20 protein-coding genes are annotated in these 23443 nt (G+C 70.9%); 9 read left to right on the top strand and 11 right to left on the bottom strand.

Going from position 1 to position 23443, the window contains the following annotated elements; all coding sequences use genetic code 11:
• Positions 1 to 6: 6 nt before the first annotated feature.
• From NP777_RS08945 to NP777_RS08920, 6 genes are all read right to left on the bottom strand, one after another.
• On the bottom strand, positions 7 to 987 hold the full coding sequence (locus NP777_RS08945) for a hydroxyacid dehydrogenase (protein WP_256649846.1): 981 nt from the start codon (positions 985 to 987) through the stop codon (positions 7 to 9).
• A gap of 47 nt (positions 988 to 1034) precedes the next feature.
• Complete coding sequence (locus NP777_RS08940) at positions 1035 to 1946, bottom strand: carbohydrate ABC transporter permease (RefSeq protein WP_256649550.1); 912 nt, start codon at positions 1944 to 1946, stop codon at positions 1035 to 1037.
• The gene (locus NP777_RS08935; protein ID WP_256649549.1) at positions 1946 to 2905 is read right to left on the bottom strand and encodes a carbohydrate ABC transporter permease; all 960 of its coding nucleotides are present in this window, start codon (positions 2903 to 2905) and stop codon (positions 1946 to 1948) included. The genes NP777_RS08940 and NP777_RS08935 overlap by 1 nt, the downstream gene beginning before the upstream one ends.
• Before the next feature lie 66 nt (positions 2906 to 2971).
• Positions 2972 to 4291: an ABC transporter substrate-binding protein gene (locus NP777_RS08930; RefSeq protein ID WP_256649548.1), complete on the bottom strand. Its 1320-nt coding sequence runs from the start codon at positions 4289 to 4291 to the stop codon at positions 2972 to 2974.
• A 131-nt stretch (positions 4292 to 4422) separates the two neighbouring features.
• Complete coding sequence (locus NP777_RS08925) at positions 4423 to 5505, bottom strand: LacI family DNA-binding transcriptional regulator (RefSeq protein WP_256649547.1); 1083 nt, start codon at positions 5503 to 5505, stop codon at positions 4423 to 4425.
• A 101-nt stretch (positions 5506 to 5606) separates the two neighbouring features.
• Positions 5607 to 6158: a sigma-70 family RNA polymerase sigma factor gene (locus tag NP777_RS08920; RefSeq protein WP_256649546.1), complete on the bottom strand. Its 552-nt coding sequence runs from the start codon at positions 6156 to 6158 to the stop codon at positions 5607 to 5609.
• Between the two features lie 141 nt (positions 6159 to 6299).
• On the opposite strand from NP777_RS08920, the gene NP777_RS08915 reads away from it, so the two are divergent.
• The 4 genes from NP777_RS08915 to NP777_RS08900 all read left to right on the top strand — a co-directional run bounded on the left by NP777_RS08915 (position 6300) and on the right by NP777_RS08900 (position 12600).
• On the top strand, positions 6300 to 9164 hold the full coding sequence (locus tag NP777_RS08915) for an AfsR/SARP family transcriptional regulator (protein WP_256649545.1): 2865 nt from the start codon (positions 6300 to 6302) through the stop codon (positions 9162 to 9164).
• Between the two features lie 309 nt (positions 9165 to 9473).
• Positions 9474 to 10115, top strand: coding sequence for a DUF4142 domain-containing protein (locus NP777_RS08910; RefSeq protein WP_256649544.1), 642 nt, complete (start codon positions 9474 to 9476; stop codon positions 10113 to 10115).
• Between the two features lie 20 nt (positions 10116 to 10135).
• Positions 10136 to 11635, top strand: coding sequence for a DUF1996 domain-containing protein (locus tag NP777_RS08905; protein ID WP_256649543.1), 1500 nt, complete (start codon positions 10136 to 10138; stop codon positions 11633 to 11635).
• Positions 11635 to 12600, top strand: coding sequence for an RNA polymerase sigma factor (locus NP777_RS08900; RefSeq protein WP_256649542.1), 966 nt, complete (start codon positions 11635 to 11637; stop codon positions 12598 to 12600). Before NP777_RS08905 ends, NP777_RS08900 begins: the two co-directional genes overlap by 1 nt.
• Positions 12601 to 12873: 273 nt before the next feature.
• Here the strand turns inward: NP777_RS08900 and NP777_RS08895 are convergent, their stop codons facing one another.
• Positions 12874 to 14046 (bottom strand): PucR family transcriptional regulator, encoded by a 1173-nt coding sequence (locus NP777_RS08895; RefSeq protein ID WP_391858478.1) that lies wholly within the window; start codon positions 14044 to 14046, stop codon positions 12874 to 12876.
• A gap of 517 nt (positions 14047 to 14563) precedes the next feature.
• Between NP777_RS08895 and NP777_RS08890 the strand changes: the two genes are divergently transcribed.
• From NP777_RS08890 to NP777_RS08875, 4 genes are all read left to right on the top strand, one after another.
• Entirely contained in the window at positions 14564 to 15289 is a 726-nt protein-coding gene (locus NP777_RS08890; protein ID WP_256649541.1) for a hypothetical protein, read from the top strand.
• Positions 15286 to 16800, top strand: coding sequence for an NADH-ubiquinone oxidoreductase-F iron-sulfur binding region domain-containing protein (locus tag NP777_RS08885; RefSeq protein ID WP_256649540.1), 1515 nt, complete (start codon positions 15286 to 15288; stop codon positions 16798 to 16800). Before NP777_RS08890 ends, NP777_RS08885 begins: the two co-directional genes overlap by 4 nt.
• A 200-nt stretch (positions 16801 to 17000) precedes the next feature.
• Complete coding sequence (locus tag NP777_RS08880; protein ID WP_256649539.1) at positions 17001 to 17981, top strand: SCO0930 family lipoprotein; 981 nt, start codon at positions 17001 to 17003, stop codon at positions 17979 to 17981.
• Positions 17982 to 18074: 93 nt separating this feature from the next.
• Positions 18075 to 18605 carry a hypothetical protein gene (locus tag NP777_RS08875; RefSeq protein WP_256649538.1) on the top strand — a complete coding sequence of 177 codons (531 nt, stop codon included), beginning with the start codon at positions 18075 to 18077 and terminating at the stop codon, positions 18603 to 18605.
• A 68-nt stretch (positions 18606 to 18673) separates the two neighbouring features.
• Here the strand turns inward: NP777_RS08875 and NP777_RS08870 are convergent, their stop codons facing one another.
• Both NP777_RS08870 and NP777_RS08865 read right to left on the bottom strand, forming a co-directional pair.
• The gene (locus NP777_RS08870) at positions 18674 to 19351 is read right to left on the bottom strand and encodes an HAD family hydrolase (protein WP_256649537.1); all 678 of its coding nucleotides are present in this window, start codon (positions 19349 to 19351) and stop codon (positions 18674 to 18676) included.
• Between the two features lie 273 nt (positions 19352 to 19624).
• Complete coding sequence (locus tag NP777_RS08865; protein ID WP_256649536.1) at positions 19625 to 20560, bottom strand: ScbA/BarX family gamma-butyrolactone biosynthesis protein; 936 nt, start codon at positions 20558 to 20560, stop codon at positions 19625 to 19627.
• A gap of 108 nt (positions 20561 to 20668) precedes the next feature.
• Between NP777_RS08865 and NP777_RS08860 the strand changes: the two genes are divergently transcribed.
• Positions 20669 to 21310, top strand: coding sequence for a ScbR family autoregulator-binding transcription factor (locus tag NP777_RS08860; protein ID WP_256649535.1), 642 nt, complete (start codon positions 20669 to 20671; stop codon positions 21308 to 21310).
• Here NP777_RS08860 and NP777_RS08855 read toward each other — a convergent pair.
• Both NP777_RS08855 and NP777_RS08850 read right to left on the bottom strand, forming a co-directional pair.
• Positions 21302 to 21985 carry an SDR family NAD(P)-dependent oxidoreductase gene (locus NP777_RS08855; RefSeq protein ID WP_256649534.1) on the bottom strand — a complete coding sequence of 228 codons (684 nt, stop codon included), beginning with the start codon at positions 21983 to 21985 and terminating at the stop codon, positions 21302 to 21304. The two genes, NP777_RS08860 and NP777_RS08855, sit on opposite strands and share 9 nt — an antisense overlap.
• A complete protein-coding gene (locus tag NP777_RS08850; RefSeq protein ID WP_256649533.1) occupies positions 21978 to 23186 on the bottom strand; it encodes a sialidase family protein in 1209 nt (402 codons plus the stop codon). The genes NP777_RS08855 and NP777_RS08850 overlap by 8 nt, the downstream gene beginning before the upstream one ends.
• Positions 23187 to 23443: the final 257 nt, after the last annotated feature.

Genomic DNA, 23443 nt, shown 5'->3' with positions numbered 1-23443 from the left:
GGGACGTTACGCCGAGCGGTCGAGGATCTCCGGTCGTACGGGGTGGGCGAAGGGGCGGCCGGTGACGTAGTGCTCGATCTCGCCGATGGCGAGATCGGCCAGGCGGCGCAGCTCACCGCTCTTGGATCCGGCGATATGCGGGGTGATGAGCGCGTTGTCGCAGTCGTACAGCGGGGAGGAGGCGGGCAGCACCTCCGGCACGGTGACGTCGAGGACGGCGCGGATCCGCCCGGCCACCACCTCCTCGGTCAGCGCCTCCTGGTCCACCACCGCCCCGCGCGCGGTGTTGATGAGCACGGCGCCGTCCGGCATGGCGGCCAGCAGTTCCCGGCTGACCAGGCCCTGGGTGGCGGGCAGCAGGGGGGTGTGGACGCTGATGACATCGCTGCCGGCGAAGAGTTCCCGCAGGGGCACCAGGCGCGCCCCGAGCTCCTTCGCCTCCTGAGCGGTGACATACGGGTCGTGCAGCAGGAGGTCGAGGTCGTACGGGCGCAGCAGCTCGATCACCCGGCGGCCGATGGCGGAGGCGCTGAGGATGCCCACCGTCCGGCGGTAGTTGCCCGCGTCCGGATAGCGCTCGTTCCAGTCGATCGTGCGCCGCTCCGCGCGGTAGTCCCGGGCGATGTCCAGGACGCGCTTGTTGGACAGCAGGATCATGGCGACGGTGTACTCGGCGACGGGCACGGCGTTGGCCGCGGCCGCCGAGGAGACCTCGATGCCACGTTCCCAGCAGGCGTCGGTGATGTGGTGGCGCACGGTGCCCGCGGTGTGGACCACGGCGCGCAGCCGGGGCGCGGCGTCGAGCGTGTGGCGGTCCAGGGGCGGGCAGCCCCAGCCGGTGACCAGCAGTTCGGTGTCGGCGAGTGCGCGGCGGGCGGCCGGGGTGGTGAAGTCGTCGAGGACGAGGCCGGGGTCGAGGTCGAGGAGGTCGACGAGCCGGTCCAGGCTCGCGGGCCCGAGCACCTGCCGGGCGGACCGCTCGGCCATGGCCAGGGCGGCGCGGGGGCGGCGGTGGGCGGAGAGGTGGGTTGCGGTCACTTGACGCTCCCTGCGGTCAGTCCGGACTTCCAGTAGCGCTGCAACATGACGAACGCCACGATCAGCGGCACGACGGCGAGCAGTGAGCCGATGACCACGAGGGGGTAGTACTCGGGCGAGACGGTGGCGGCGCTGTTCCAGGTGTAGAGGCCGAGGCTGAGCGGATAAAGGTGCTGGTCGGAGAGCATCACCATCGGAAGGAAGAAGTTGTTCCAGATGGCCGTGAGCTGGAAGAGGAAGACGGTCACGAACCCGGGCCCGAGCATCCGCAGGCTGACCCGCACATAGGTCTGCAGCTCCCCCGCGCCGTCGACCCGGGATGCCTCCAGCACCTCGTTGGGCACATAGCCGCTGCTGAGCAGGCGAGCCAGATAGACGCCGAAGGGGTTGAAGAGCACCGGGATGAAGACCGACCAGAAGGTGTTGACCACCCCTAGCTCGGAGGCCACCAGATAGAGCGGAAGGGCCAGCACGGTCGGCGGCACCATGACGCCGGTGAGGACCAGCCCGAAGAACTTCTCCTTGTGCCGGAACTCGTACTTGTCGAAGGCGTAGCCCGCGGCGACGCTGATGAGCGAGCCGACCAGGGCCCCGACGACCGCGTACAGCAGGCTGTTGACGTACCACTCGCCGTAGAGCCCGCCGTCCATGGAGAACAGGTCGGAGAGGTTGCGGGCGAAGGAGAAGTCGCCGAGCGAGAGGATGTCGCTGCCGAAGAGGGCGTCGGCGTTCTTGGTGGACGCCAGCACCAGCCACAGCGCGGGCAGCATGGTGTAGAGGGCGGCGATCAGGACCACGGCGTTGGCGATGCCGCGGCTGGTCAGCTTGGAGCCGCCGAAGGGCTTGCCGAGCGGCCTGGACGGTCCCGGGGAGGGGCGCACGGGGGTGGTGGGTGTGGTCGTGGTCATCACGCTCTCCGTTCCCGGCGGCCCGACCAGCGCGTCACGGCGTACGACAGGACGCAAGTGACGATCAGGAGGATGACGGAGGCCGCGGAGGCGAGTCCGTAGTTGTTGCGGCGGAAGGCCGCGTCGTAGATGTACATGTTCGGGGTGAAGCGGGAGTTGACCATCGGGGTGGCCTGGTTCATCAGCATGGGCTCGGTGAACAGCTGCAGCGCGCCGATCAGCGAGAACATGCACACCATCACCACGGAGCCCCTGATGATGGGCACCTTGACCTGGAGCGCGGTGCGGATGCCGCCGGCGCCGTCGATGGTCGCGGCCTCGATCACCTCGCGCGGCAGTGCCTGGAGCGCCGCGTAGAAGATGATCATGTTGTAGCCGAGGCCGCTCCACAGGGCGATGTTGACGATCGACGGGAGCACGGTGTGCAGGCCGAGGAAGTCGATGGTGATGTCGGCCTGTGCGAAGAGCTTGATCACCGGGCTGAGCCCCGGGGTGTAGAGGTACAGCCAGATGACGGCCGCGATGATGCCGGGGACGGCGTGCGGCAGATAGAGCAGCATCTGCGAGGTCCGCCGCAGCCGGATGAGGCCCGAGTCGAGCAGCAGGGCGAGCGCGAGGGCGCTGACGACCACGGTGGGAACGAAGATCACGCAGTAGAGGGCGATGGTGCCGAACCCGGAGAGGAAGCTGGGGTCCTGCAGCACCGCCAGATAGCTGCGCAGTCCGGTGAAGACGGTCTCCCCGCCGCCGAAGCCGAGCCCGCTGTGGTCCTCGCCGAAGAGGCTGAGGTAGATGGCGTAGCCGACGGGGACGAGGAACACGGCGATGAGCAGTGCCGTGAAGGGGGTCAGCAGGACGGTGGCGGCGATCCGCTGCTGGCGCCGTCCGGTTCTGCGGGGCGGGTCGGCGGCGGCCGCCTGTGGCGGCGCCGTCCGTCTTGAGGACGTGACTGTGCTCACGGAGTACCTCGGCTCAGGCGTGGTGAGTGCGGCTTTCGAAGGTGTGTACGAGGTGGCGGGGCGGGCTCAGTCGGTGGTGACCGACAGGCCGAGGCTCTTCAGGTCGGGCATGGTTCTGCTCTGGGCTTCGCGCAGGGCCTCCAGGACGGTGCCGCTGCCGGCTCCGGCCCTGGCGAGCCCGTCGTCGCCGGAGGTGGTGGTCGAGACCATCCGCGGTCCCCACTTCCAGGTGGAGGTGATCATCTCGGCCTGCTTCCCGAAGAGGCCGAAGATGTCCTGTCCGGAGTAGTAGCTGGTGTCCATCTCCTTGCGGGCGACCGGGACCAGGCCGGGCACGGACGGGAAGGCGCTGCTGACACCGCTGGCGAGCTTGGCGCGCAGGGCGTCGGGGCTGGTCACCATCCAGGAGATGAACTCCATGGCCTCCTTGGGGTGCTTGCTGTCCTTGGTGACCATGAAGGTCGAGCCACCCTGCGTGCTCACCTTGGGCTTCGCCGGGTCCCACTGCGGCATCGGCGCGATGGCCCATTTGCCCTTGCCATCGGGGGTGGACGCCATCATCGAGCCCGCGGCCCAGGCGCCCGCCAGATATCCGGCCGTCTCACCGCTGCGCAGATGGGCCCGCCACTGCTGGCTGGAGCCGGGTTCGACGCGCACCAGGTCGTCGTCCATCAGCCGCTGCCAGTAGCCGGCGACCTTGCGGGTGGGGGCGTCGTCCATGGAGACGCGCCAGGTGTCGTTCGAGGTCTGGTACCACTGGGCCCCGGCCTGCCAGGCGTACCCGGCCATGTAGAGGGTGCCGCCGGTGGTGAAGAGGCTGGCGATCCGGGACCGGGGCTGGGCCTTCTTGAGCTCGCGGGCCGAACTCTCGAACTCCGCCCAGGTCTTGGGGACCGGGATGTGGTTCTTGGTGAAGATGTCCTTGCGGTACAGGAAGACCATCGGCTCGATGTCCACCGGTACGGCGTAGGTGCGCCCGTCGAAGGTGGTGAGATCCAGCGCCTGCGGCAGGATCTTGCGGCGCACCGAGTCGGGCAGCAGCTTGGTGATGTCCCGGGGTACGCCGTCGATGGTGAAGCTGGGCAGCTGGGGGTATTCGACGGTGGCGACATCGGGGGCGTTGGTCGCGCGGGCGGCGTTGCTGAGCTTGGCCCAGCCGCCCTGCTCGCCGGAGGGGACCTGCTGGAAGTCCACCTTGATGTCGGTGTGGGTGCGGTTGAACTCGTCGACGACCTCCTGACTGCCGCGCAGCGCCGACCAGAAGGTGAGGCGCACGGGGCCGTCACCGGTGGTGTCGGACCCGCGGCTGGTGGAGCAGCCCGCCAGGACGAGGACGAGCAGCGTGAGCAGTGCGGTGGTGCCCGCCGTCGCCCGGTGTCCGGGCATCGGGCGTCCTGGGCGTCTATGGCCAGGCATGGACCCTCCCCTGATTCAACGGTGGAGTCAGAGGGAATCCTGAGCGCTTGACTGAATTTCCGTCAATACATCGAACAGTAGAAACTAAATCGGTCAAACGCTCAGCCGAGCGGAGCGGTGGAATCCCGGACCACCAGGTGCGGCAGCAGCTCCAGATGGCGGGGGGCGCCGGCCCACCGCCCGGCCCGGGTCCGCTCCAGCTGGCGGGTCAGCAGCTCCAGCGCCGCCTGCCCGACCTCCCCCTTGGGCGGGGCCACCGCCGTCAGCGCGATCTGCCCCATGTCGGCGACCACATCGTTGTAGGCGACCACCGAGCAGTCGCGCGGCACCTCGATGCCCGCCTCGCGCAGCCGCTGGACCAGCACCAGCGCGTCCATGTCACCGTGGATCAGGGCGGCGGTGGCCCCGGCCCGGCGCACCGCGGCGGCCAGGTCGGCCTCCCGCTCGTCGCGCGGGCTGGGGTCGGGCCCCGCGGTGCGCGAGCTGAGCATCACCGGGCACCCCTCGCTGATGCCGCGGGCGACGGTCTGCGCGGCGAACTCCGACCGGACCACCCGCGCGGTGGGGCTGTCGTCGCGCGCCGCCAGCACGATGCGCCGGTGCCCCAGCGAGATCAGGTGCTCCAGCGCCAGATGGACCCCGTAGCCGTGGTCCGAGCGCACACAGTCCACCCCGTAGATCGCGCTGCCCCGATGGGGCCTGCGCTCCACCAGCACCACCGGAACCTCCAGGTCGGCGAGCCAGGCGTGGTCCGCCCGGGCCTCCGCCTCGGTACGCCAGCGCGGGGCGAGCAGCAGCCCCCGCGCGCCCGCGTCCAGTGCCTGGCGCACCGCGCGCTCGGTCCCGCGCTCATCCGCAGCGATATGCAGCGCGAGCCGCAGCCCGGCCTTCTCGGCGGCCTCGCGCGCCGCCTGGACGGCCTCGGTGAGGTACGTGTTGCGCTCCGGGACCACCATGCCGATGGTGTCGCCGGTGGCGGTGGACTCCGTAGGCATAGGCCGCAGCGAGCGCGCCACCCCGTGGCCGCGGCGCACCTCCCCGCGCTGGGCCAGCTCCTCCACGTCACGCCGCACGGTGACGACGGACACCGCCAGCTCATCCGCGAGATCGGTGATCCGGGCGCTGCCCCGGGCCTCCACAAGGGCCGCGATCCGTGCCTGCCGCTTCTCCGCCGGCTCCCGCATGTTCCCCACCTCCGACGCGATCGGCTTTCGTCTTCATATCGAAACACCGCCATAGTAGCGATCATTCGATCAGAAAGCAGTCGGCGAGTGGTCGGGGACGGTCAGCAGTCGGTGATCCCCCGCGCCCGCAGGGCCGTCCGCAGCGCCCGAGTCGCGTAGTACGTCCGCGACTTGACCGTTCCGGTGGGCACCCCGAGCGCCCGGGCCGCCTGGCTCACACTGCGGTCCAGATAGTGCAGATGCAGCAGCACCTCGCGCTGCGGGGGCGCCAGGTCCGCCAGGGCGTCCCACACCACCCGGGCGGTGAGCGTCTGATCGACCGCGTCCGGTGTGGCCGGCAGCGCCAGGTCCGCCTCACCGGCCGTCTCGATCCTCGGCTCCACCTGGTCCCGGTGGACGTCGCCGGCCAGATCGCCGACCAGATCACTGACCACCGTGAACAGCCGGTGGCGGGCGGTGGCGTCCATGGGGCCGACGTCCATCGGCCGCTGCCAGGCCCGGATCGCCACCTCCTGCACGATGTCCTGGGCCCGGTGCCAGTCCCCGCCCAGCAGCCGGGCCGCCAGCCGGAGCAGCGCCGAGCCGTGGCGCCGGTACAGCGTCGTTAAGAAAGTGTCGGCGTCGGTCATGACGGCCGCCGCGTTGATGTCCATCGTCCCGTTCCCCCCGAGGCGAATGTGTCGATGGCGGGAGCGTAGAAGAAGGGGGACGCCGATTGAGTGACGAAAGTCTGACGTCACAACGCGGCCGGAAGAGCACGGTGCCCGAAACGGGCTGGACTAAGATCCCTAGTTGTGCGATTTACGGTGTTAGGCCCGGTCAGGGCGTGGCGTGCGGACGCCGAACTGGAGCTGGGCCCGCCCAAACAGCGAGCGCTGCTGGCGCTGTTGCTGGTGCGGGCGGGGCAGCCGGTGGCGCTCAGCGAGATCGTCGATGTCCTCTGGGTGCAGGATCCGCCGAGCACCGCGGTGAATGTGGTGCACCGCCATGTGGGCTCGGTGCGCCGGCTGCTGGAACCGGGCCTGGCGGCGCGGGCGGAGGGCAGCCGGCTGGTGCGCAGTTCCGGCGGCTACCGGCTGAACGCCGACACGGACGCGCTGGATCTGCTGCGCTTCCGGCGCTTGACCGAATCGGCCCGGCACACCGCCGCCGAGGGGGCGCCGGAGCGGGCGGCCGAGCTGTTCGCCCAGGCGCTCGCCCTGTGGCAGGGGCCGACCGCCACCGGAGTCCCCTCCGACATCCAGACCCATCCCGTCTTCTCCGGTGTCGACCGTGAACTTCTGGCCATCGCCAAGGAGGCCGCCATCACCGCGCTGGCCTCCGAGGTCCCGGAGCAACTGCCCATCGTGCTGCAGCAGCTCGCCGCCCACCACACGCTGGACGAGACCCTGCAAGCCCAGCTGATCCGGGTGCTCGCCACCACCGGACGCCGGGCCGAGGCGCTGGAGGTCTTCTCCACCGCGCGGAACCGGCTGGCGGACCAGCTCGGCGTGACACCCGGCCCGGAGTTGCGCGCCGCCCACCGCGAGGTGGTGCCCCGGTCCACCCCGGTCCCCGCCGAGCCGGTCCAGCCCACCCCTCCGGCGACGCCGCCCGCCCCGGCGGTCCGCCCGGCGCAACTGCCGCCCGATCTGCCCGCGTTCAGCGGGCGCCACAGCGAACTCGCCGGTATCCACGCCCTGCTGCCCGAGGGCGCCGGGGTCGCCTCACCGGCCCCGCTGGTGATCAGCGCCATCGACGGGATGGCCGGGATCGGCAAGACCGCGCTCGCCGTGCACTGGGCGCACCGGATCGCCCACCGGTTCCCGGACGGACAGCTCTACGCCAATCTGCGCGGCTTCGATCCGACCGGTTCGATGATGTCGCCGAACGAGGCGCTGCGCGGATTCCTCCACGCGCTGGGGATTCCGCCGAGCCGGGTGCCCACGGGTCTGGACGCCAAGACCGCGCTGTACCGCAGTCTGCTGGCGGGGCGGCGGATGCTGGTCCTGCTGGACAATGTGGTGGACTCCCAGCACGTACGACCGCTGCTGCCCGGCTCCCCCGGCTGTCTGACCATCGTCACCAGCCGCAATCAGCTGCACGGTCTGATAGCGAGCGAGGGGGCCCGTCCTCTTACTCTGGGGCCGCTGTCCCCGGCCGAGTCCCATGAGGCGCTCGTCCGGCGGCTGGGCACGGACCGGGTCGCCGCGGAGCCGCAGGCGGTGGCGACGATCATCCGGCTGTGCGGGCGGCTGCCGCTCGCGCTGGCGGTGGTGGCCGCCCGCGCCGCGACCCGTCCCTCCTTTCCCCTTTCTTCTGTCGCCGCGGAGTTGCGCGAGAGCCAGGGCAACCTCGACGCGTTCGCGGGCGCCGATCCGAGCACCGACGCGCGGAGCGTCTTCTCCTGGTCCTACCGGGCGCTGGAGCCGGAGGCCGCCCGGCTGTTCCGGCTGCTCGCCCTGCATCCCGGGCCCGAGGTCTCCACCGCGGCGGCCGCGAGCCTGGCCGGGCTGCCGCTCCGGGTCACCCGGGCCCTGCTGGCCGCGCTCACCCGCGCCCATCTGCTGGTGGAGCACGACCCGGGCCGCTACACCTTCCACGATCTGCTGCGGGCGTACGCCATGGAGCTGGTCCAGGACCATGAGGCGGAGGGGATCCGCCAGGACGCCCGGCACCGGATGTTCGACCACTATCTGCACACCGCGCGTACCGCCGCCACGCGGCTCGCCCCCCACCGGACCGAACCGCTGCCCGTGTCCACGGCCCGGCCCGACGCGGCGCCCGAGCACCTCGGCGGCCAGGAGCGCGCCGAGGCATGGCTCTCGGCCGAGCGGCGGGTACTGCTGTCGGTCGTCGAGCACGCCCGCGACCACGGATTCCCCACCCACGCCTGGCAGTTGGCCGTGACCCTGGAACTCTTCCTGGACCGGCTCGGCCACTGGCAGGAGCAGACCGCCATCCAGCGCACCGCGCTGGGGGCGGCCCGAGCCCTGTCGGATCGGCTCGGTCAGGCGCACAGCCACCGCACCCTGGGCTTCGCCGAGGGACGACTGGGCCGGTACGAGGAGGCGTACGGCCATTTGGAGCGGGCGCTGGAGCTGTTCACGGACCTCGGCGAGCGGGGTGGGCAGGCCCGCACCCTGCGCGCCCTGGCCTTCCTGGCCAACTGTCAGGGCCGCCACCAGGAGGCGCTGGCCCACTACCGGTCGGCGCTCGGCCACTATGTCGCCCTGGGCCACATCAGCGGACAGGCCAGCGTGCTCAACGAGATCGGCTGGACCCATATCCTGCTCGGTGAGTACGAACACGCCCTGGCCCGCTGCCGGGAGGCCGTCGAACTGCACCGGCGGATCGGCGACGCGTCCGGCGAGGCCGCCGCGCTGGACAGCCTGGGGTACGCGTACCACCACCTCGGACGGTATGAGCAGGCCCTCACCTCATACGGCCGGGCGCTCGCCATCTACCGCGAGATCAGCGACCGGTATCTGGAGGCCGACACCCTGCACCACCAGGGGGACACCCGGTTGGCCCAGGGCGATGTGGCCACCGCCCTCCTCGACTGGCGGCGGGCCCTGGAGATTCTCCAGGAGCTGAACCACCCCGATGCCCGGGTCCTCGACGGCAAACTGGGGCAGTACCGGCAGTCGCCGCATCCGGCCTCGGCTCTGAGCGGATGACGGGGCCTGGTGGGCGTGGTCTTCCGCGCTGTCGCATCCACGGCGGGGCGCCTCCGGGTCGTCGGGACGGTGTCCGGCCGAGCGTTCGGGCACGGCCGTGCACCGGGTTCTCCCTGCCGTACGTACGGGCCCGGTGAGTTGCTCAACGCGGCGGGAAAAATCTTTGTGAGCGCCCTCCGGAGAGCGGCCGCGCAGAGTACCAGCAGGTAATGATCTCTGTCCCGGCTTTATTCACTAGTGATGAGGTCTCCACGACCGAGCCACACGAGGTACTAGCGTCCGGTGTCACTCCGAACCAAGGAGGGCGCTGTGCCATCAGCAAACCTCACCAGATCCATCGGCTCCAGCCGTACCATCGGCACCGGACTCATCATCGGGGCGCTCGCCGTCACCCTGGCGGCGATCCTCATTCCGGTGTCGTTGTTCGGTGAGAGCAGCGTGGCCCAGCCGCGCAATGGCGTCACGGACGACGGCGGTGGGACGGTCAGCACCCAGTACGGGCCGCTCACGGCCACTGACCGGGACTTTGTCCGCAAAGTCAGGCTCGCCGGAACGTGGGAGCTCCCCGCCGGGCGTCTCGCCCAGGAGCGCGACAGCCGGGATGCCGTGAAGACCGCGGGTGAGCATCTCATCGAGGGGCACACCGAACTCGACCGCCGCTCCGAGGAGGTCGGCCGGGCTCTCGGAATCCAGCTGCCCAGTCAGCCCAACGCGCAGCAGCAGGGCTGGCTGAATGAGATGACCAACGCTGGCAGCAGCGCCGAGTTCGAGCGGGTGTTCGCAAACCGGTTGCGCGCCGCTCACGGCAAGGTGTTCAACCTTGTGGCGCAGGTGCGAGCCGAGAGCCGCAACTCCATGGTCAGATCTCTGGCCACCAGGGCCAATGCCATCGTTCTCGACCACATCACGGTCCTCGAGGACACCGGGCTTGTCGACTTCGACGCCCTCTAACGACTAAGTGAAGTGATCTTATGAGGCAACAGACCCACAAACGCGGGCGGTTCACGAACAAGACCGTCGCCATCGTCGCCGCGCTGGCGCTCGGCGGCGGCGGGGCCGCGATCATCGCCGCCAACGCGTCCGCCCACGGCGACAAGAACGGCTCCGACCAGAACAACACCGTGGCCGCGAAGGCGGGGACGATCCAGTGCCCCGATGTGGGGCAGCAACTGCGTGACGTGCCGTCGAAGGCCCAGCCCAAGGTCGACAAGAACCTGGCCGAGCTGGACAACCAGGTGGCCAAGGCGTACCAGCGGATGAACCAGCAGCAGGGTTCGAACGGCGCCGTGCTCTCCAAGCTCAACGACGACCGCTCCCAGACGCTGAACAACATCGGCGCGGCCATGGGCGGCGGCAAGAATTCCCAGTTGCAGGGCATGGCCAACTGCAAGTGGCAGGAGGTCGCCAACCAGGCCGGCCAGGGCCAGGGCGGCCAGCAGCAAGGCGGTCAGCAGCAGGGCGGCCAGCAGCAGGGCGGCCAGCAGCAGGGCGGCGACCAGCAAGGCGGCCAGCAGCAAGGCGGCGACCAGCAGGGCGGCGAGGGCGCCAACGAGGTGCCCGGCAACGGCGGCGGCCAGGCGGGCAACGGCCCGTCACAGGACGACTTCGTCGACATCACCAAGGTGCAGCCGAACGTCCAGCAGCCGCCGCAGGCCCAGGGGAACGGCTCCACCGGCACCTTCAGCTCCGAATGCGGAGTCGGCGACCCGGGGCTGCGCAACAGTGACAACGTCATCGTCGCGCCCGGTGTCGGCAACGGCGCCCACCACATGCACGACTACGTGGGCAGCGACAAGAACGACGCCTTCGCCAACAACCAGAGCTTCGAGCAGGGCGGCACCTCCTGCCAGAACCAGGACGACAAGTCGACCTACTACTGGCCCGTGGTCCGCGCCCAGGACGGCAAGGACGAGGCGGACGCCGACCAGCTCGGCGGCGGCCAGGAGGGCAACGTCGGCACGATCCTGACCCCCAAGAGCTCCAAGATCGAGTTCAAGGGCAACGCGCAGAGCAAGGTCGCCGCGATGCCGAAGTTCCTGCGCATCATCACCGGTGACGCCAAGGCGTTCACCAACGGCGACAAGAACGCGAACGCCTCCTGGAGCTGCACCGGCTTCGAGGACCGTCAGCTGACCGACAAGTACCCGCTCTGCCCCGAGGGCAGCTCGGTCACCCGGACCTTCGACTTCCAGAGCTGCTGGGACGGCCAGAACATCGACAGCGCCAACCACCGTGACCACGTGGCGTTCGCGGGCGAGGACGGCTCCTGCCCCAACGGCTTCAAGGCGATCCCCCAGCTGGTGAACACCATCACCTACGACGTGCCGGCCAACACCCCGTTCGCCGTGGACGGCTTCCCCGAGCAGTTGCACAAGCCCATCACGGACCACGACGACTTCATCAACGTGATGTCGGAGGACCTGATGAACGAGGCGGTGGACTGCATCAACAGCGGCAAGCAGTGCGGCTGATGGACCACACTCACCAGGCGCGCGTCGGCCGGAAGGCCGACGCGCGCCGCGCTGTCACCGAGCACTTACACCAGGCCGCGGACGACGACGCGGCCACCGACCCTCCGGCGGCTGAGCATCCGGACACCGAGGGGTTCCCGGGACCGGAACATACCGACCGACCGGTCCGTCACGCTTCGGACCGTAAGGCTTCGGACCGTCACGCATCGGACCAGGAGCTCACCCGGGAGTTGGTGGCGGGCTACCGGTCGGGGAGCAGCAGTCCGGCCGCGGCCGACCTGCTCTACCGCCGCCACCACGCGGCGACCCTTCGCTACGCCCGGACCTGCTGCCGTGACCCCCATGACGCCGAGGACCTGGCCTCCGAGGCGTTCTTCCGCACCTTCCAGGCCGTTCGCGCCGGGGGTGGTCCGCGGGGCCCCTGGCGGCCGTATCTGCTCACCGTGGTGCGGCATACGGCGATGGAGTGGAGCGCCGGGGAGCGCGGGGTGCTGCTCACCGCCGACTTCGAGTCCTGGCGGCAGCACCCGTCCACGGCCGACCCTCAGCAGCATCTGGTGGCCCGGGAGGACCGCCGGTTGCTCATCCGCAGCTTCCGGGGACTCCCCGAGCGCTGGCAGACCGTGCTGTGGCTGACCCTTGTCGAGGAGGAGCCCCCGCACCGGGTGGCCATGGTGCTGGGCATCTCCCCCAGCGGGGTGACCTCGCTGGCCTTCCGGGCCCGGGAGGGGCTGCGGGAGTCGTATCTGCGGGCCCATCTGGAGTCGGCGCGGGACGACCGGTGCCGGCACTACAGCGGCCAGCTCGGCGCCTCGGTGCGCCGCGGCGGGGTGCGCGGCCGGGCGCTCGCGCGCCACCTCGCCGAATGTGCCTTCTGCTCCCACGCGTACCGCGAACTGCTCGGCCTGAACACCGCGATGCGCACGGCCCCGCGTACGGCGGCGCCCGCCGGGGCGAGAGGCTGAGAGCCTGTGTCATATCCCCGGCCGGGCGTGCGACGCCTGGCACGCACGCTCGCGGCGTTGCCGAAACACCCGAGTGGCTCCGCCACGAGGGCGCTCCTGCGCCTTGCGATCGCACGCACCAGACGCCGCACGCTGATCCGACCGGGGATATGACACAGGCTCTGAACCACCCCGCACCGGCGGTCGCGGCGGACTCCCGGCCGCCGGGGGCAGCGAAAACCGCCGACCGCGTGAGCGCGGCCGGCGGTTCGCCCTGTGGTGGCGGAGTCCTGGTCAGAGTCCGTTGACGCGCGCCTCCCTGGCGATGCCCAGCGGCCGGACACCGGGGGGCGCGCCGGTACGGGTCCGGCGGCTCACCCGGGACGCGTGGCGCCGTATCCGGTCCATCTGCGCCATCAGCCTGCGGCCGCGCAGCGCCATCTCCAGCTCGAAGCGTATTCGGGGGTCCCGCAGGCCGGGCCCGAAGAGCTTCTCGATCTGGCGCAGCCGGTATCGCACGGTCTGCGGATGCACCTTGAGGGCCTTGGCCGCCTCGGGCGCGCCACCGCCCTCCAGCCAGGCCAGCAGCGTCATCTGCAGCCGCTCGCTCTGCCGGGGGGTCAGCCCGACCAGCGGCTTGAGCCACCGGGCGGCCAGCGCCCGGACCAGCGACTCGTCCTGCAGGAGCAGCAGCATCGACAGATGGTCGTCGACGAAGAGCACCCGGGCCTCGGGGCCGGGGCGGGCGGGCGTCAGGGTCAGCAGCCGCCGGGCCCAACGCACCGAGGAGGACGCGTCGTTGAGCGGTACCACATGGCCCACGGCCGCGGTACGGCCGCGCAGCGCGGTCTCCAGCGCCGCCCGGGTGCCGGGCTCGGCCGGGGTGGCCTCCCGCTCCGGGTCCTTCTCGCCCTCCTGGGCGGCGACGGCGCCGGTGTCCGCGGTGGGCCCCGGGTCCGCGTCCGGGTCGGGGATCAGCAGGCACAGCTCGTCGCCGACCGCGCCGATGAGGGTGTCGCCCAGCACGGCGGCCAGCTGCGGGGCCTCGCCCGGGGTGGGCAGGGCGATGGCCTGCACCGTCTCGGGAAGCGGCCAGCGGGCGGCCCGGGAGAGCTCCACCAGGGTGCGCTCGGAGACCGCCACCTCGCCGATGAGGGCCTCGAACAGATCGCGCCGGGCCCGCTCGGGCGGCACCTCGGCCAGCGCCTCCTCACCGGAGGCGGCGGCCTGCTCGCCCGCGCCGTCCTCGCCCGCCCTGCGGTGGTCGAGCGCCGTCAGGAGAGCCTGCTCGACTCCCCATCGGACCTTGTCTCGCTCAGAGTCCTCCAGGAGTTCGGCGAATCCCGGAATTCTGTGCCGAAGGTTCTCAACCACCTCGTCGGCCAGGGACGGGAGTTCATTGCGCAGCACCCGGGTCCACTCGCCACGGGGGCGGGACCAGATGCGGTTCACGAGTTCGCCCATCATTACCTCGTTCTTGCCGGGGGGAGACCTGGCCGTTGGGGGGTCGGTCAGGTCCGTGGAGGTTGCCTCCGTCACCGGTTCGTCCAGTACCGGTCAGGGAGTCGAGGGTCCTCCGCTACGTCATAGAGGACCCCGCCCCCTCCCGGTCCCGGCACTTTGCCGGTTCTTTGCCATTGGGATGACAGTGGATCAGCCAGGGACGGTGTGGGCACGGTTCGTCCACTAGAAGTTGTCACGTTACGACAAATCTTATGGAGATCACGTGTACTTCCGAGAAGCTGCTGCCCCCAAGACGACTTTGACGTATCTCGTCACCCGCGCGAATCCGCGCGATCGGGAGGCTCCAATGTCCATGTCCCAAACGCCGCTCCCCTCCTCGCAGGGGCGTCACGGGGGACGCCGAGCTCGTGGCGGACGACGAGCCGCTCGCCGGACCCAGCAGCATGATCCATCCGGACTGGGATGGCCACGCCATCTCCGGATCTATGCCATCGCCGGCACCATCGCACTGTCCCTGTACGTGACATGGAGCGCCGGCGCGTTCTCGAAGATGTTCGTATTCCTCGACTTCGGCGCGGGTGTGCTCGCGCTGGTCTGTCTCACCTCGGCGGTGCTGTGGGGGCTCGCCGCGACCGACCAGATGATCCTGCACACCAAACAGCGGCTGCTGGCCCAGGCCATCCACCGGGCGGCCGCGGTCGCCGGACTGCTCTTCCTGGCCGTACACATCTGGGTCAAGGTCGCGGAGAGCCACACCAACGCCGCGTCCATCGCGATACCGTTCGCTGACGCAAATCAGCCGGTGCTGATCGGGCTCGGCACCATCGCCGGCTATCTCTTCGTGATAGCCGCGGTGACCGGTGCGGCCCGCAGCTCGTTCGCCTCCAGGGGGAACTCCCGCTGGCGCTACCGCTGGTGGCGGGCGCTGCACGTGGGCGCCTACCCCGCGTGGTGCGCCGCGCTGATCCACGGTCTGAAGGCGGGACGCGCCGCCAAGATCTGGGCGACCTACGGCTACATCGCGGCGCTGGCCGGTGTGGCCATCGCGCTGTGGCTGCGGCTGGTCCAGCGGCGGCGCCAGGACATCGACCGGGCGGACGGCATCGAGGTCAGGAACCCTCCGGCCCGCAGCATGCAGGAGGGCCGGACCCGGCGGGCCGATCCCACCGTGCCGCGCCCCCGTTCGGCCGAGTCCGGACGGCGTGACAGTCAGCCGCTCGGCGCCTCTCGCGGGTGGGACCGGTGATCAAGACCAAACCCAGGCTCGCCTGTGTCGACCCGCCCCGGCTGCTGGCCGGGCTCGACGAGGTGTACCGGCTCGACCGCGTCGGCCATCTGACCGTCCATGGCACCATGCCCGCCCTCCGGGCGGATGAGCTGGTGGCGCTCGCGGAGAACATCGATCTGCGCGGGCGCGGCGGCGCCGGTTTCCCCTTCGCCAAGAAGGTCCAGGCCGTCGTGGAGTCGGCCGGCCGGCGCGAGGGCCGCTGCGCCGTGGTGGTCAACGGCAGTGAGGGCGAACCCAGTTGCCTCAAGGACACCGCGCTGCTGCTGCACACCCCGCATCTGGTGATCGACGGCGCCGTGCTCGCCGCCGAGGCGCTCGGCGCCGAGGAGGTGGCCATCGCGGTGCACCGCCAGGACGTCCAGGAGTCCGTGGCCGCCGCGATCGCCGAGCGCGGCCCCAGTGGCGTCCCGGTCTCGGTGAACGTCACCGACGACCGGTTTGTCGCCGGTGAGGGCGGCGCGGTCATCAACGGCATCAGCGGCGCCCCGGCCATCCCCAACGGCCGCAAGATCAGGACCAGCGACAGCGGGCTCAGCGGGCTGCCCACCCTGCTGTCCAACACCGAGACGTTCGCCCAGCTCGCGGTGGCCGCCCGGATGGGCGCCCTGCCGTACCGCTCGGTGGGGCTGCCCACCGAGCCGGGCACCACTCTGCTGACGGTCGGTGGCAAGTACGTGATGGAGACGCCCACCGGGGTGCCGCTGACCTACGTCCTGGAGCTGTGCGGCCTCACCGCCGGTCAGGCGGTACTGGTGGGCGGCTACCACGGCAAATGGCTGGATCCCAAGAGCATCAACGCCGCCACCATCTCCCGGGAGTCCATGAAGAAGTACGGCGCCCGGCTGGGCGCCGGTGCGGTGCTGCCCATCCCCGAGAACACCTGCCCGCTCGGCGAGACCGCGCGGATCGCGCGCTGGCTGGCCGCCGAGACGGCCGGTCAGTGCGGGCCCTGCTTCATCGGGCTGCCCGCGCTCGCGGACGCCATCGGCCAGGTGGAGCGCGGCGGTGGCCAGTCCGCGATCGACAATGTGCGCGCCTACGTCAACTCGGTGAAGAAGCGCGGGGCCTGCAGCCATCCCGATGGCACCGCAGGTTTCGTGACCACCGCGCTGGACGCGTTCCCCGAGGAGTTCGAGGCGCATGCGCTCGGCGCCGGCTGCGGACGGCCCACCATGGGGGTGCTGCCGCTGCCGGAGGACGCGCAGCCGCTCGCCCTGCCGCCCGCCCCGCTGAACCCCGCGGCGCGCGATGAGCGCCGCCAGCGGGGGCCGATGGAGAAGCTGCTGGTGGACTGGTCGCTGTGCCAGGGCCATGGGCTGTGCGCGGACATCCTGCCGCCCGAGGTGCTGACGCTCGGCATCGACGGCTATCCGGCCTCGGCCAACATGGAAGTGCCCCGGCAGCTACGGGCGCAGGCGGTCCGCGCGGTCCGCCGCTGCCCCGCGCTGGCGCTGCGCATCGAGGAGTAGCGAGGGGACGATCCAGCCGCACCACCGACACCGCGACGGCCGTGAGAAACGGCCGTCGACTGCTGTGCGCTCAGCGATCCGGCGAATTTTGCGTCCGGTGACAAATTCGCGAGCCGCTGAACGCCGGTCCGCACGGGCTCCGTATGGACCGGCGTCGGCGCAATCACCGCCGGACCGATCGAGATTGCAGAGGAATGGTCATGGAGAAGCGGCGTCACATCGCATTCGCCGGGGTGTCGGTAGCGATGGTTCTGCTGACGGCGGCTTGCGGCAGCAGCAAGGACAACAGCGCGGGCAGCGCCAATGTGCAGCCGGCGGGTGGCAGCCAGACCGTGGGTGCGGGGGCCTCCGCGTCGGCGGGCGCGGGGGCCGCGGCCGGTGCCGGCGACGGGTACCAGGCGGGCGGGGACACCGGTGCCGGCGCGGGCGGCGCGGCCGAGCGCACCGGTCCGGCGAAGCAGCTGGCGGTCAAGGAGGACGCCAAGCTGGGCAAGTTCGTCACCGACAGCAAGGGCTGGACGCTCTACCGGTTCGACGAGGACACCCCCAAGCCGGCCAAGTCCAACTGCAACGACGACTGCGCCACCAAGTGGCCCGCGGTGCCCGCGGACGACGCCGCGGCCACCACCGGTATCGAGGCCGGCAAGCTGGGCTCGGTCACCCGCGCCGACGGCACCAAGCAGCTGACGCTGGCCGGCTGGCCGGTCTACCGCTTCGCGGGCGACAACAAGCCCGGTGACACCAAGGGCCAGGGCGTGAAGGGCACCTGGAACGCGCTGGCGCCCGACGGCAAGCCGGCCGGCAAGACCGCGGCCGCGGACGACAGCCTCCAGCTGATGGTCAACAACAACGCCGAGCTGGGCAAGATCATCGTGGACGGCAAGGGCATGACCGTCTACCGGTTCGACAAGGACAGCGCCTGGCCGATGAAGACCGGCTGCCTGGGCGCCTGCCTGGACACCTGGAAGCCCGTCAAGGCCGTGGACACCACCAAGGTCGCCGGGCTCGACGCGGCGAAGGTCACCTCCTTCAAGCGCCCCGACGGCAGCAAGCAGGCGGCGTTCGACTGCTGGCTGCTGTACACCTTCACCGGGGACAAGAAGCCCGGTGACATCAACGGCCAGGGCGTGAAGGGCACCTGGTTCGCGGTCACCGACAAGGGCAAGAAGGCGGGCCAGTAAGGGAGACAACCACTACTTTTGGTCCACCGCGGCGGGTGGCCCGAGGCGTCCGAGCCCTGGGCCGCCCCGCCGGATTTTCTACGGGAGGTTGATGTGTCACTCGCACTCCGTGCCACCGCGGTCGGCGCGGCCCTGCTGTTTCTGGCCGGCTGTGGTGGAGGCGATCGGGCACATGGCTCAGGCCACGAGCAGAAGAAGGTGTCCCCCGCCGCCAAGGAGTTCGCCAGGCCCGGGAAGCCCGCGCCGCTGACGCGGATCGCCGACGCCATCGGGTGCAAGGCCACGATCATCACCGAGGCGGAGGAGCTGCGTCAGGGCTCCTGCGGGTCCGGGCAGAAGCGGTTCACGATGGTCACCTTCGCCACCGACAAGGGCCAGCACGACTGGCTGACCACGTCGAAGGACTACGGGGGCATGTACCTGGTCGGCAAGCGCTGGTCGGTCACCGGCCTGTCCATGGGCTCGCTGGAGCCCCTGCGCGAGAAGATCGGCGGATCCCTCGAGAAGGGGATGTCCATGTCCCACGGCGGGTCCCATGGCGGGGCCACGACGGGGGACGGGATGGACGGCATGGAGGGCATGGACGGCTCGGCGAGCCATGCGGGCCACGACGGGAAGAAGTGACCCGCGGCTCGACGGGAAGAGGTGACCCGCGGCACCCGCCGACCAGGCGGAGCGTGTGGATCGGCCGCTCAGGCCGCCCGGGAGTCCGCCCACTTGACCAGGTCCGGGTCGGCGAGGGTGGAGACCCACACATCGACCGGCGGGGGCTCGTCCACCGGCTTCCGCGGGCCCACACCGAGCACCCTCAGCCCGGCGCGCGAGGCGGACAGAAACCCACAGTGGGAGTCCTCCACCGCGAGGGCGTCCCCGGGGGCCGCCCCGCACAGCCGGGCGGCCTCCAGATAGACGTCGGGGTACGGTTTGGGCCGCACGTCCCCCTCGGGGACCAGCACATGGCCGAAGTACCGCAGCAGCCCGGCCTTGGCGAGCCCGTCCTCGACGACGTCCCGCGGGCAGTTGCTGGCCACGGCCAGCGGTGCGAAGGCGGCCGCCTTCGCGACCAGTTGGGGCGCCCCCGGCATGGTGACCGGGTCGTCGGCCACCAGCCGGCGGAAGGCGTCCAGGAGTTGTTCGGTCATCTCGTCGGCGAGTTCGGGACGCCCGGCGAATTCGGCCAGCATTCGGCCGCATTCGGTGTAGTGGAGCCCCTTCGTGCGCCGCGCGAACTCCTCGTCGGGGGCGGTTCCGTGGTTTCTGAGGACCACTTCGCGCGCCTCCACCCAGTGTCGTTCGGAATCCATCAGGGTGCCGTCGCAGTCGAAGACGATGGCGGCTGGGGTCCATCCGAGAAACTTTTCGGCTGTCATCTGTCTGCCGTTCCATGGGAGGTGGAGGAATCGGCGCAGGGGATGCCTGTACCTGCGGGAGCCGTGCGGTGGAAATCGTCCTGGCGGCTCATGAGGGCGCTGAGCGCCGACCGCTGTTGTCGTACAGGCCGTGGGGTTCGCCTGCCCGAAACATAACGATCACTACGTTAGTTTGATGACCCGCAGTAAGCAAGAGGTCACTGAGTGTCGGCGTTTTGTTCGTCGTTCAGCCTGTTCGTCGTCATATTGTTCGTCGCACGGCGTGTTCATCGCTCAGAGGTACTGGAGTACGCCGACCGCCGTACAGATACCGGCCTGACGCAGCCGGAAGACACACGTCCTGCCGTGCGAGGTGCACTCCACCACGGCCGGCGGATACGACTCGGTGAAGCGGATCGCCTTCATCCGGCAGCCGACGGGCCGGGTCAGCGCCCCGCCGGTGGCCAGCGCGGCGGCCTGCCGGGCGCCCTCCAGCAGCACCAGGCCCGGCATATGGTCGCTCCAGTGGTCGAAGAAGAACGGATGGCGGGGGTCGGCGGGGTCGAGGTAGACCACTCCCCCATCCCGCACCACCAGCACGTCCCGGGCCGCCGGAACGGCCAGTTGCGCAGGTGAGGGCCGTACGGCGGCACGCAGTCTGCGGCGCGCGGTGTGCCCGTGGGCGGCGGCCCTGGTCTCCGCGTAGGTCGTACCGTCGAGGAAGCGCGCGGTGCCCCCGGCCCAGGCGAAGAGCTTGCCGCCCGCCGACAGCACGACATCCAGCCGCATCCCGGTGACGAAGCGTCCGCAGGGGCTGGTGCGGATGTCGGTGACGGCGGCCCGGCAGGTGATGTCGGAGGCCCCGTACGGCGCCCGGGGCTCGGTCTCGGGGTCCAGCCGGTAGGAGATGTCCCGGATCAGGAAGTGCGCCCCCGCGGGCACCGCGTAGTACCGCGTGGGGATGTAGATCCCCAGCTCGCGCAGGGTTTCCGCGATCATCAGCGGATGATGGCGGCCGTCTCCGCCGTGCGGGAAGGTGGGATGGGACCTCGGCCACTGGGCCGCGGCCTCGAACCGGTTGTCACCGTGGTTGCGCACATCGGTGAGCAGCACCTCGGCCACCGAGACCCGGTGCACCGCCTCCCGCGCCACCGTGCGGGACCAGCTGAGCGGCCGCCCGGTGGGACCGGACGGCTCCGAAAGGCCATGAGCCTCACGAACGATCACCATAAAATACTAATAATGTTTGACCTGTCTCGCCTCATCACCATCTCAGGCCGAAAGTCCGCTAAGTTCTCCCCGTCACATCCGACGATCCGGTGTAAGGACGGCGAACACGTGCAAGAACGGGCCGCGCAAACACGCCGATCCCTTCTGGAGGCCGCGGCGTTCCTTTTCGACGAACGGGGATACGCGGGAACGAGCATCAGCGACATCACCGCCCGGTCCGGCCACACCAGCGGCGCGATCTATTTCCATTACACGAGCAAGGAAAGGCTCGCCCTCGCCGTGGTGGAGGAGCACTTCGCCACCTGGCCCCCGCTGATCGAGCGCTTCGCCGCCCTCGACGCGCCGCCCCTGGAGCAACTCGTCCGGCTCAGCTTCGCGGTGGCCCGCGCCTTCCGCGATGACATCGTGGTGCGCGCCGGAGCCCGGCTGTGGACCGAGCGCACCCTGATCGAGGCGCCCATGCCACCGCCCTTCGTGGGGTGGATCGACGCGGTGGGGCAGATGATGGAGAAGGCACGCGCCGAGGGCGATCTGGCCACCCATGTCGATCCGCTGCCCGCCGCACGGACCGTGGTGTGCGCCTTCTTCGGGCTGCACACCGTGTCCGAGGCGCTCGACGGGCGGCGGCTGGTCGAGGACCGGCTGGCCGATCTGTGGACCCTGCTGCTGCCCTCGCTCCAGTCCCGGCCCGGGGACACCGCCGGGCTGATGGCGCTCGCCCGCGGCGACGCCGCGCCGCCGTCAGAGTGAGGCGCCCGCGCACATCACCAGGGTCTGGCCGGTGACCGCGCCGCCCTCCGGGCCCAGCAGGAACGACGTCAGCCCCGCCACCTCCTCCGGACGGACCAGCCGCCCCAGCGGTGGCATCACCGGCGGGGTGCGGCTACGGCCGGGGTCCCGCAGCATGGGAGTGTCCGTCGGCCCCGGCGCCACCACGTTGACCGTGACCGCCCTTGGCGCCAGCTCGGCCGCCCAGGACCGGGCCAGCGCGGGCAGCGCCGCCTTGGTGGCGGCGTACTGGCTCTTGCCGGGGACGCCCGTCATCGTCCGGCTGCCCACCAGCACCACCCGGCCGCCGTCCGCGACCCGGTCCACCAGCGTGTCCACCAGGACGCCCGCCGCCTGCACATGGATCCGCCACATGAGGGATCCGTCCTCGGGGTCCAGCTCCCCCAGCCGCGCCGAGCGCTGAACGCCCGCCGCGTGCACGATCGCGTCCACCCCGGACACCGGGGCGAGCACCTCGGGGAGCCCCTCCGGCCGGGACAGGTCGCCCGGGATCCAGTGCAGCCGCTCACTCGTGTGCGCGGGGGCGGTACGGCTGATCCCGGTGACCCGCCACCCCTCGTCCAGCAGCCGGGCGGCGATCGCCGCGCCGATACCCGAGCTGACACCGGTGACCACAGCGTGGCGGGGCTCAGCCATCGGCCGCCCAATCCGGTGCGACGCGGACGTACTTGATGGCCTGGCGGTGGTAGGTGTACGCGATGTGCAGCGTGCCGTCCGAGCCCTGCCGGATGGTGGGGTAGGACAGCTCGCGGTTGAGCCGGTCGCGTGAGTTGTTGGTCAGGCAGTGGCCGTCGCCGGTGTCCAGATCGCGCCGTACGGGCCAGGTGAGGCCGTGGTCGGAGGAGAGCGCGAGGGTCATGGGGGCACGGGGCGCGCCCCAGAAGGCGCCGGGCGCGGAGTCGTCGGGCCCGGCGGCCGAAGGGGCCGGGGTCCGACTGGTCCCGCCCTGGTCGTCGATCTCGTCGTAGAGGGACACCCGGCGGGCCGTGGCGTCCGCGCGGCTGCTGTGGTTGTAGACCAGCGCGAGCCGTCCGTCGGCGAGCGGGACGTACTGCACGGAGGAGTTGTTGTTGGGCAGTTCGGTGCGTACCGGCTCGCTCCAGGTCTCCCCGCCGTCGGTGCTGTGCGAGCGGTACACCGCGTCCGCCCAGCGGCTGCGGAAGAGGGCCAGCAGGGTGGTGTCCGGCAGTTGGTGGACGTTCATGTGCACACAGCCGGTCGAGCCCGGCACCGGCCGCTCGCGCCAGGTCCGCCCCTGGTCGTCGCTGATCATCACCGCGCTGGTGTCGCGGTCGCCGACCCATTTGGCCCCGGGGGTGGCCACGCAGTGGAAGACCGGCAGCAGCCACCGTCCGGAGTCCAGAACGGCCACCGGCTGACGGATGAACACCCCGCCCGCCTCGGTGGCGGGGAACAGCGTACGCGGCGCGCCCCACGTGACCCCCGCGTCCTCGGACACCCGCAGCCGGACCTCGGCGGTGTCCTGATCGCCCGCCCGCTGGGCGGTGTACAGCAGCCACAGCTCCCCGGCCGGGGTCGGGAACAGCAGCGGGTTCTGCTCCGAGCGGGTGTCGTCGTCCGAGAGCCGGACCGGCTCCGTCCAGGTGTCGGCCCCCGGGGCGAGCCGGGAGAACCACACCGAGATGTCCGGCACGCCTTCCTGCGTGCCTCCGAACCACACGCACCCGAGGTCCCCTCCGGGCAACACGGTGAGGTTGGCGGCGTGGTTCTGCACGGCGGGCGCGGGCAGGAACGCCTCCCGCAGCCCCGGGTCCCCCGGGCGCGCCCGAAGCCGCCCGTCCGTCAGCGGTATCGCGGTGTCATCGTCGGCGGTCATGTTCGCCGGGCTCCTCATGGTTGTGGTGTTACGGAGATGTCTACGGCCGGGCGGCGCGGCGGGCCGCAGTCCGGGACGGGGCGGGGATGAGCCCACGGGCCTAGGCTTCTGATGGATCTCCGCGGCGTCGCGACGCCCGGCACGCCCTCTCGCCGCACCGGCCGGAAGCCCAAGTACGCCCAGTACGAGGGGATCCGGCCGGCACGCCGAGAGCACGCTCCCCCAGCTACCGCTGGGAGGTGCCCCCTGACGCCGCT

Source organism: Streptomyces rugosispiralis (genome assembly GCF_024505145.1).
GTDB lineage: Bacteria > Actinomycetota > Actinomycetes > Streptomycetales > Streptomycetaceae > Streptomyces > Streptomyces rugosispiralis.
This window is presented reverse-complemented; position numbering and strand designations above follow the sequence as displayed.

What these genes read in the sequence shown, in the direction of transcription:
- NP777_RS08880 (WP_256649539.1), top strand. Translation starts at nt 17,001, where the DNA reads ATGGAGAAGCGGCGTCACATCGCATTCGCCGGGGTGTCGGTAGCGATG.
- NP777_RS08870 (WP_256649537.1), bottom strand. Translation starts at nt 19,351, where the DNA reads ATGACAGCCGAAAAGTTTCTCGGATGGACCCCAGCCGCCATCGTCTTC.
- NP777_RS08850 (WP_256649533.1), bottom strand. Translation starts at nt 23,186, where the DNA reads ATGACCGCCGACGATGACACCGCGATACCGCTGACGGACGGGCGGCTT.
- NP777_RS08895 (WP_391858478.1), bottom strand. Translation starts at nt 14,046, where the DNA reads ATGATGGGCGAACTCGTGAACCGCATCTGGTCCCGCCCCCGTGGCGAG.
- NP777_RS08930 (WP_256649548.1), bottom strand. Translation starts at nt 4,291, where the DNA reads ATGCCCGGACACCGGGCGACGGCGGGCACCACCGCACTGCTCACGCTG.
- NP777_RS08865 (WP_256649536.1), bottom strand. Translation starts at nt 20,560, where the DNA reads ATGGTGATCGTTCGTGAGGCTCATGGCCTTTCGGAGCCGTCCGGTCCC.
- NP777_RS08905 (WP_256649543.1), top strand. Translation starts at nt 10,136, where the DNA reads ATGAGGCAACAGACCCACAAACGCGGGCGGTTCACGAACAAGACCGTC.
- NP777_RS08945 (WP_256649846.1), bottom strand. Translation starts at nt 987, where the DNA reads ATGGCCGAGCGGTCCGCCCGGCAGGTGCTCGGGCCCGCGAGCCTGGAC.
- NP777_RS08900 (WP_256649542.1), top strand. Translation starts at nt 11,635, where the DNA reads ATGGACCACACTCACCAGGCGCGCGTCGGCCGGAAGGCCGACGCGCGC.
- NP777_RS08920 (WP_256649546.1), bottom strand. Translation starts at nt 6,158, where the DNA reads ATGGACATCAACGCGGCGGCCGTCATGACCGACGCCGACACTTTCTTA.
- NP777_RS08925 (WP_256649547.1), bottom strand. Translation starts at nt 5,505, where the DNA reads ATGCGGGAGCCGGCGGAGAAGCGGCAGGCACGGATCGCGGCCCTTGTG.
- NP777_RS08855 (WP_256649534.1), bottom strand. Translation starts at nt 21,985, where the DNA reads ATGGCTGAGCCCCGCCACGCTGTGGTCACCGGTGTCAGCTCGGGTATC.
- NP777_RS08940 (WP_256649550.1), bottom strand. Translation starts at nt 1,946, where the DNA reads ATGACCACGACCACACCCACCACCCCCGTGCGCCCCTCCCCGGGACCG.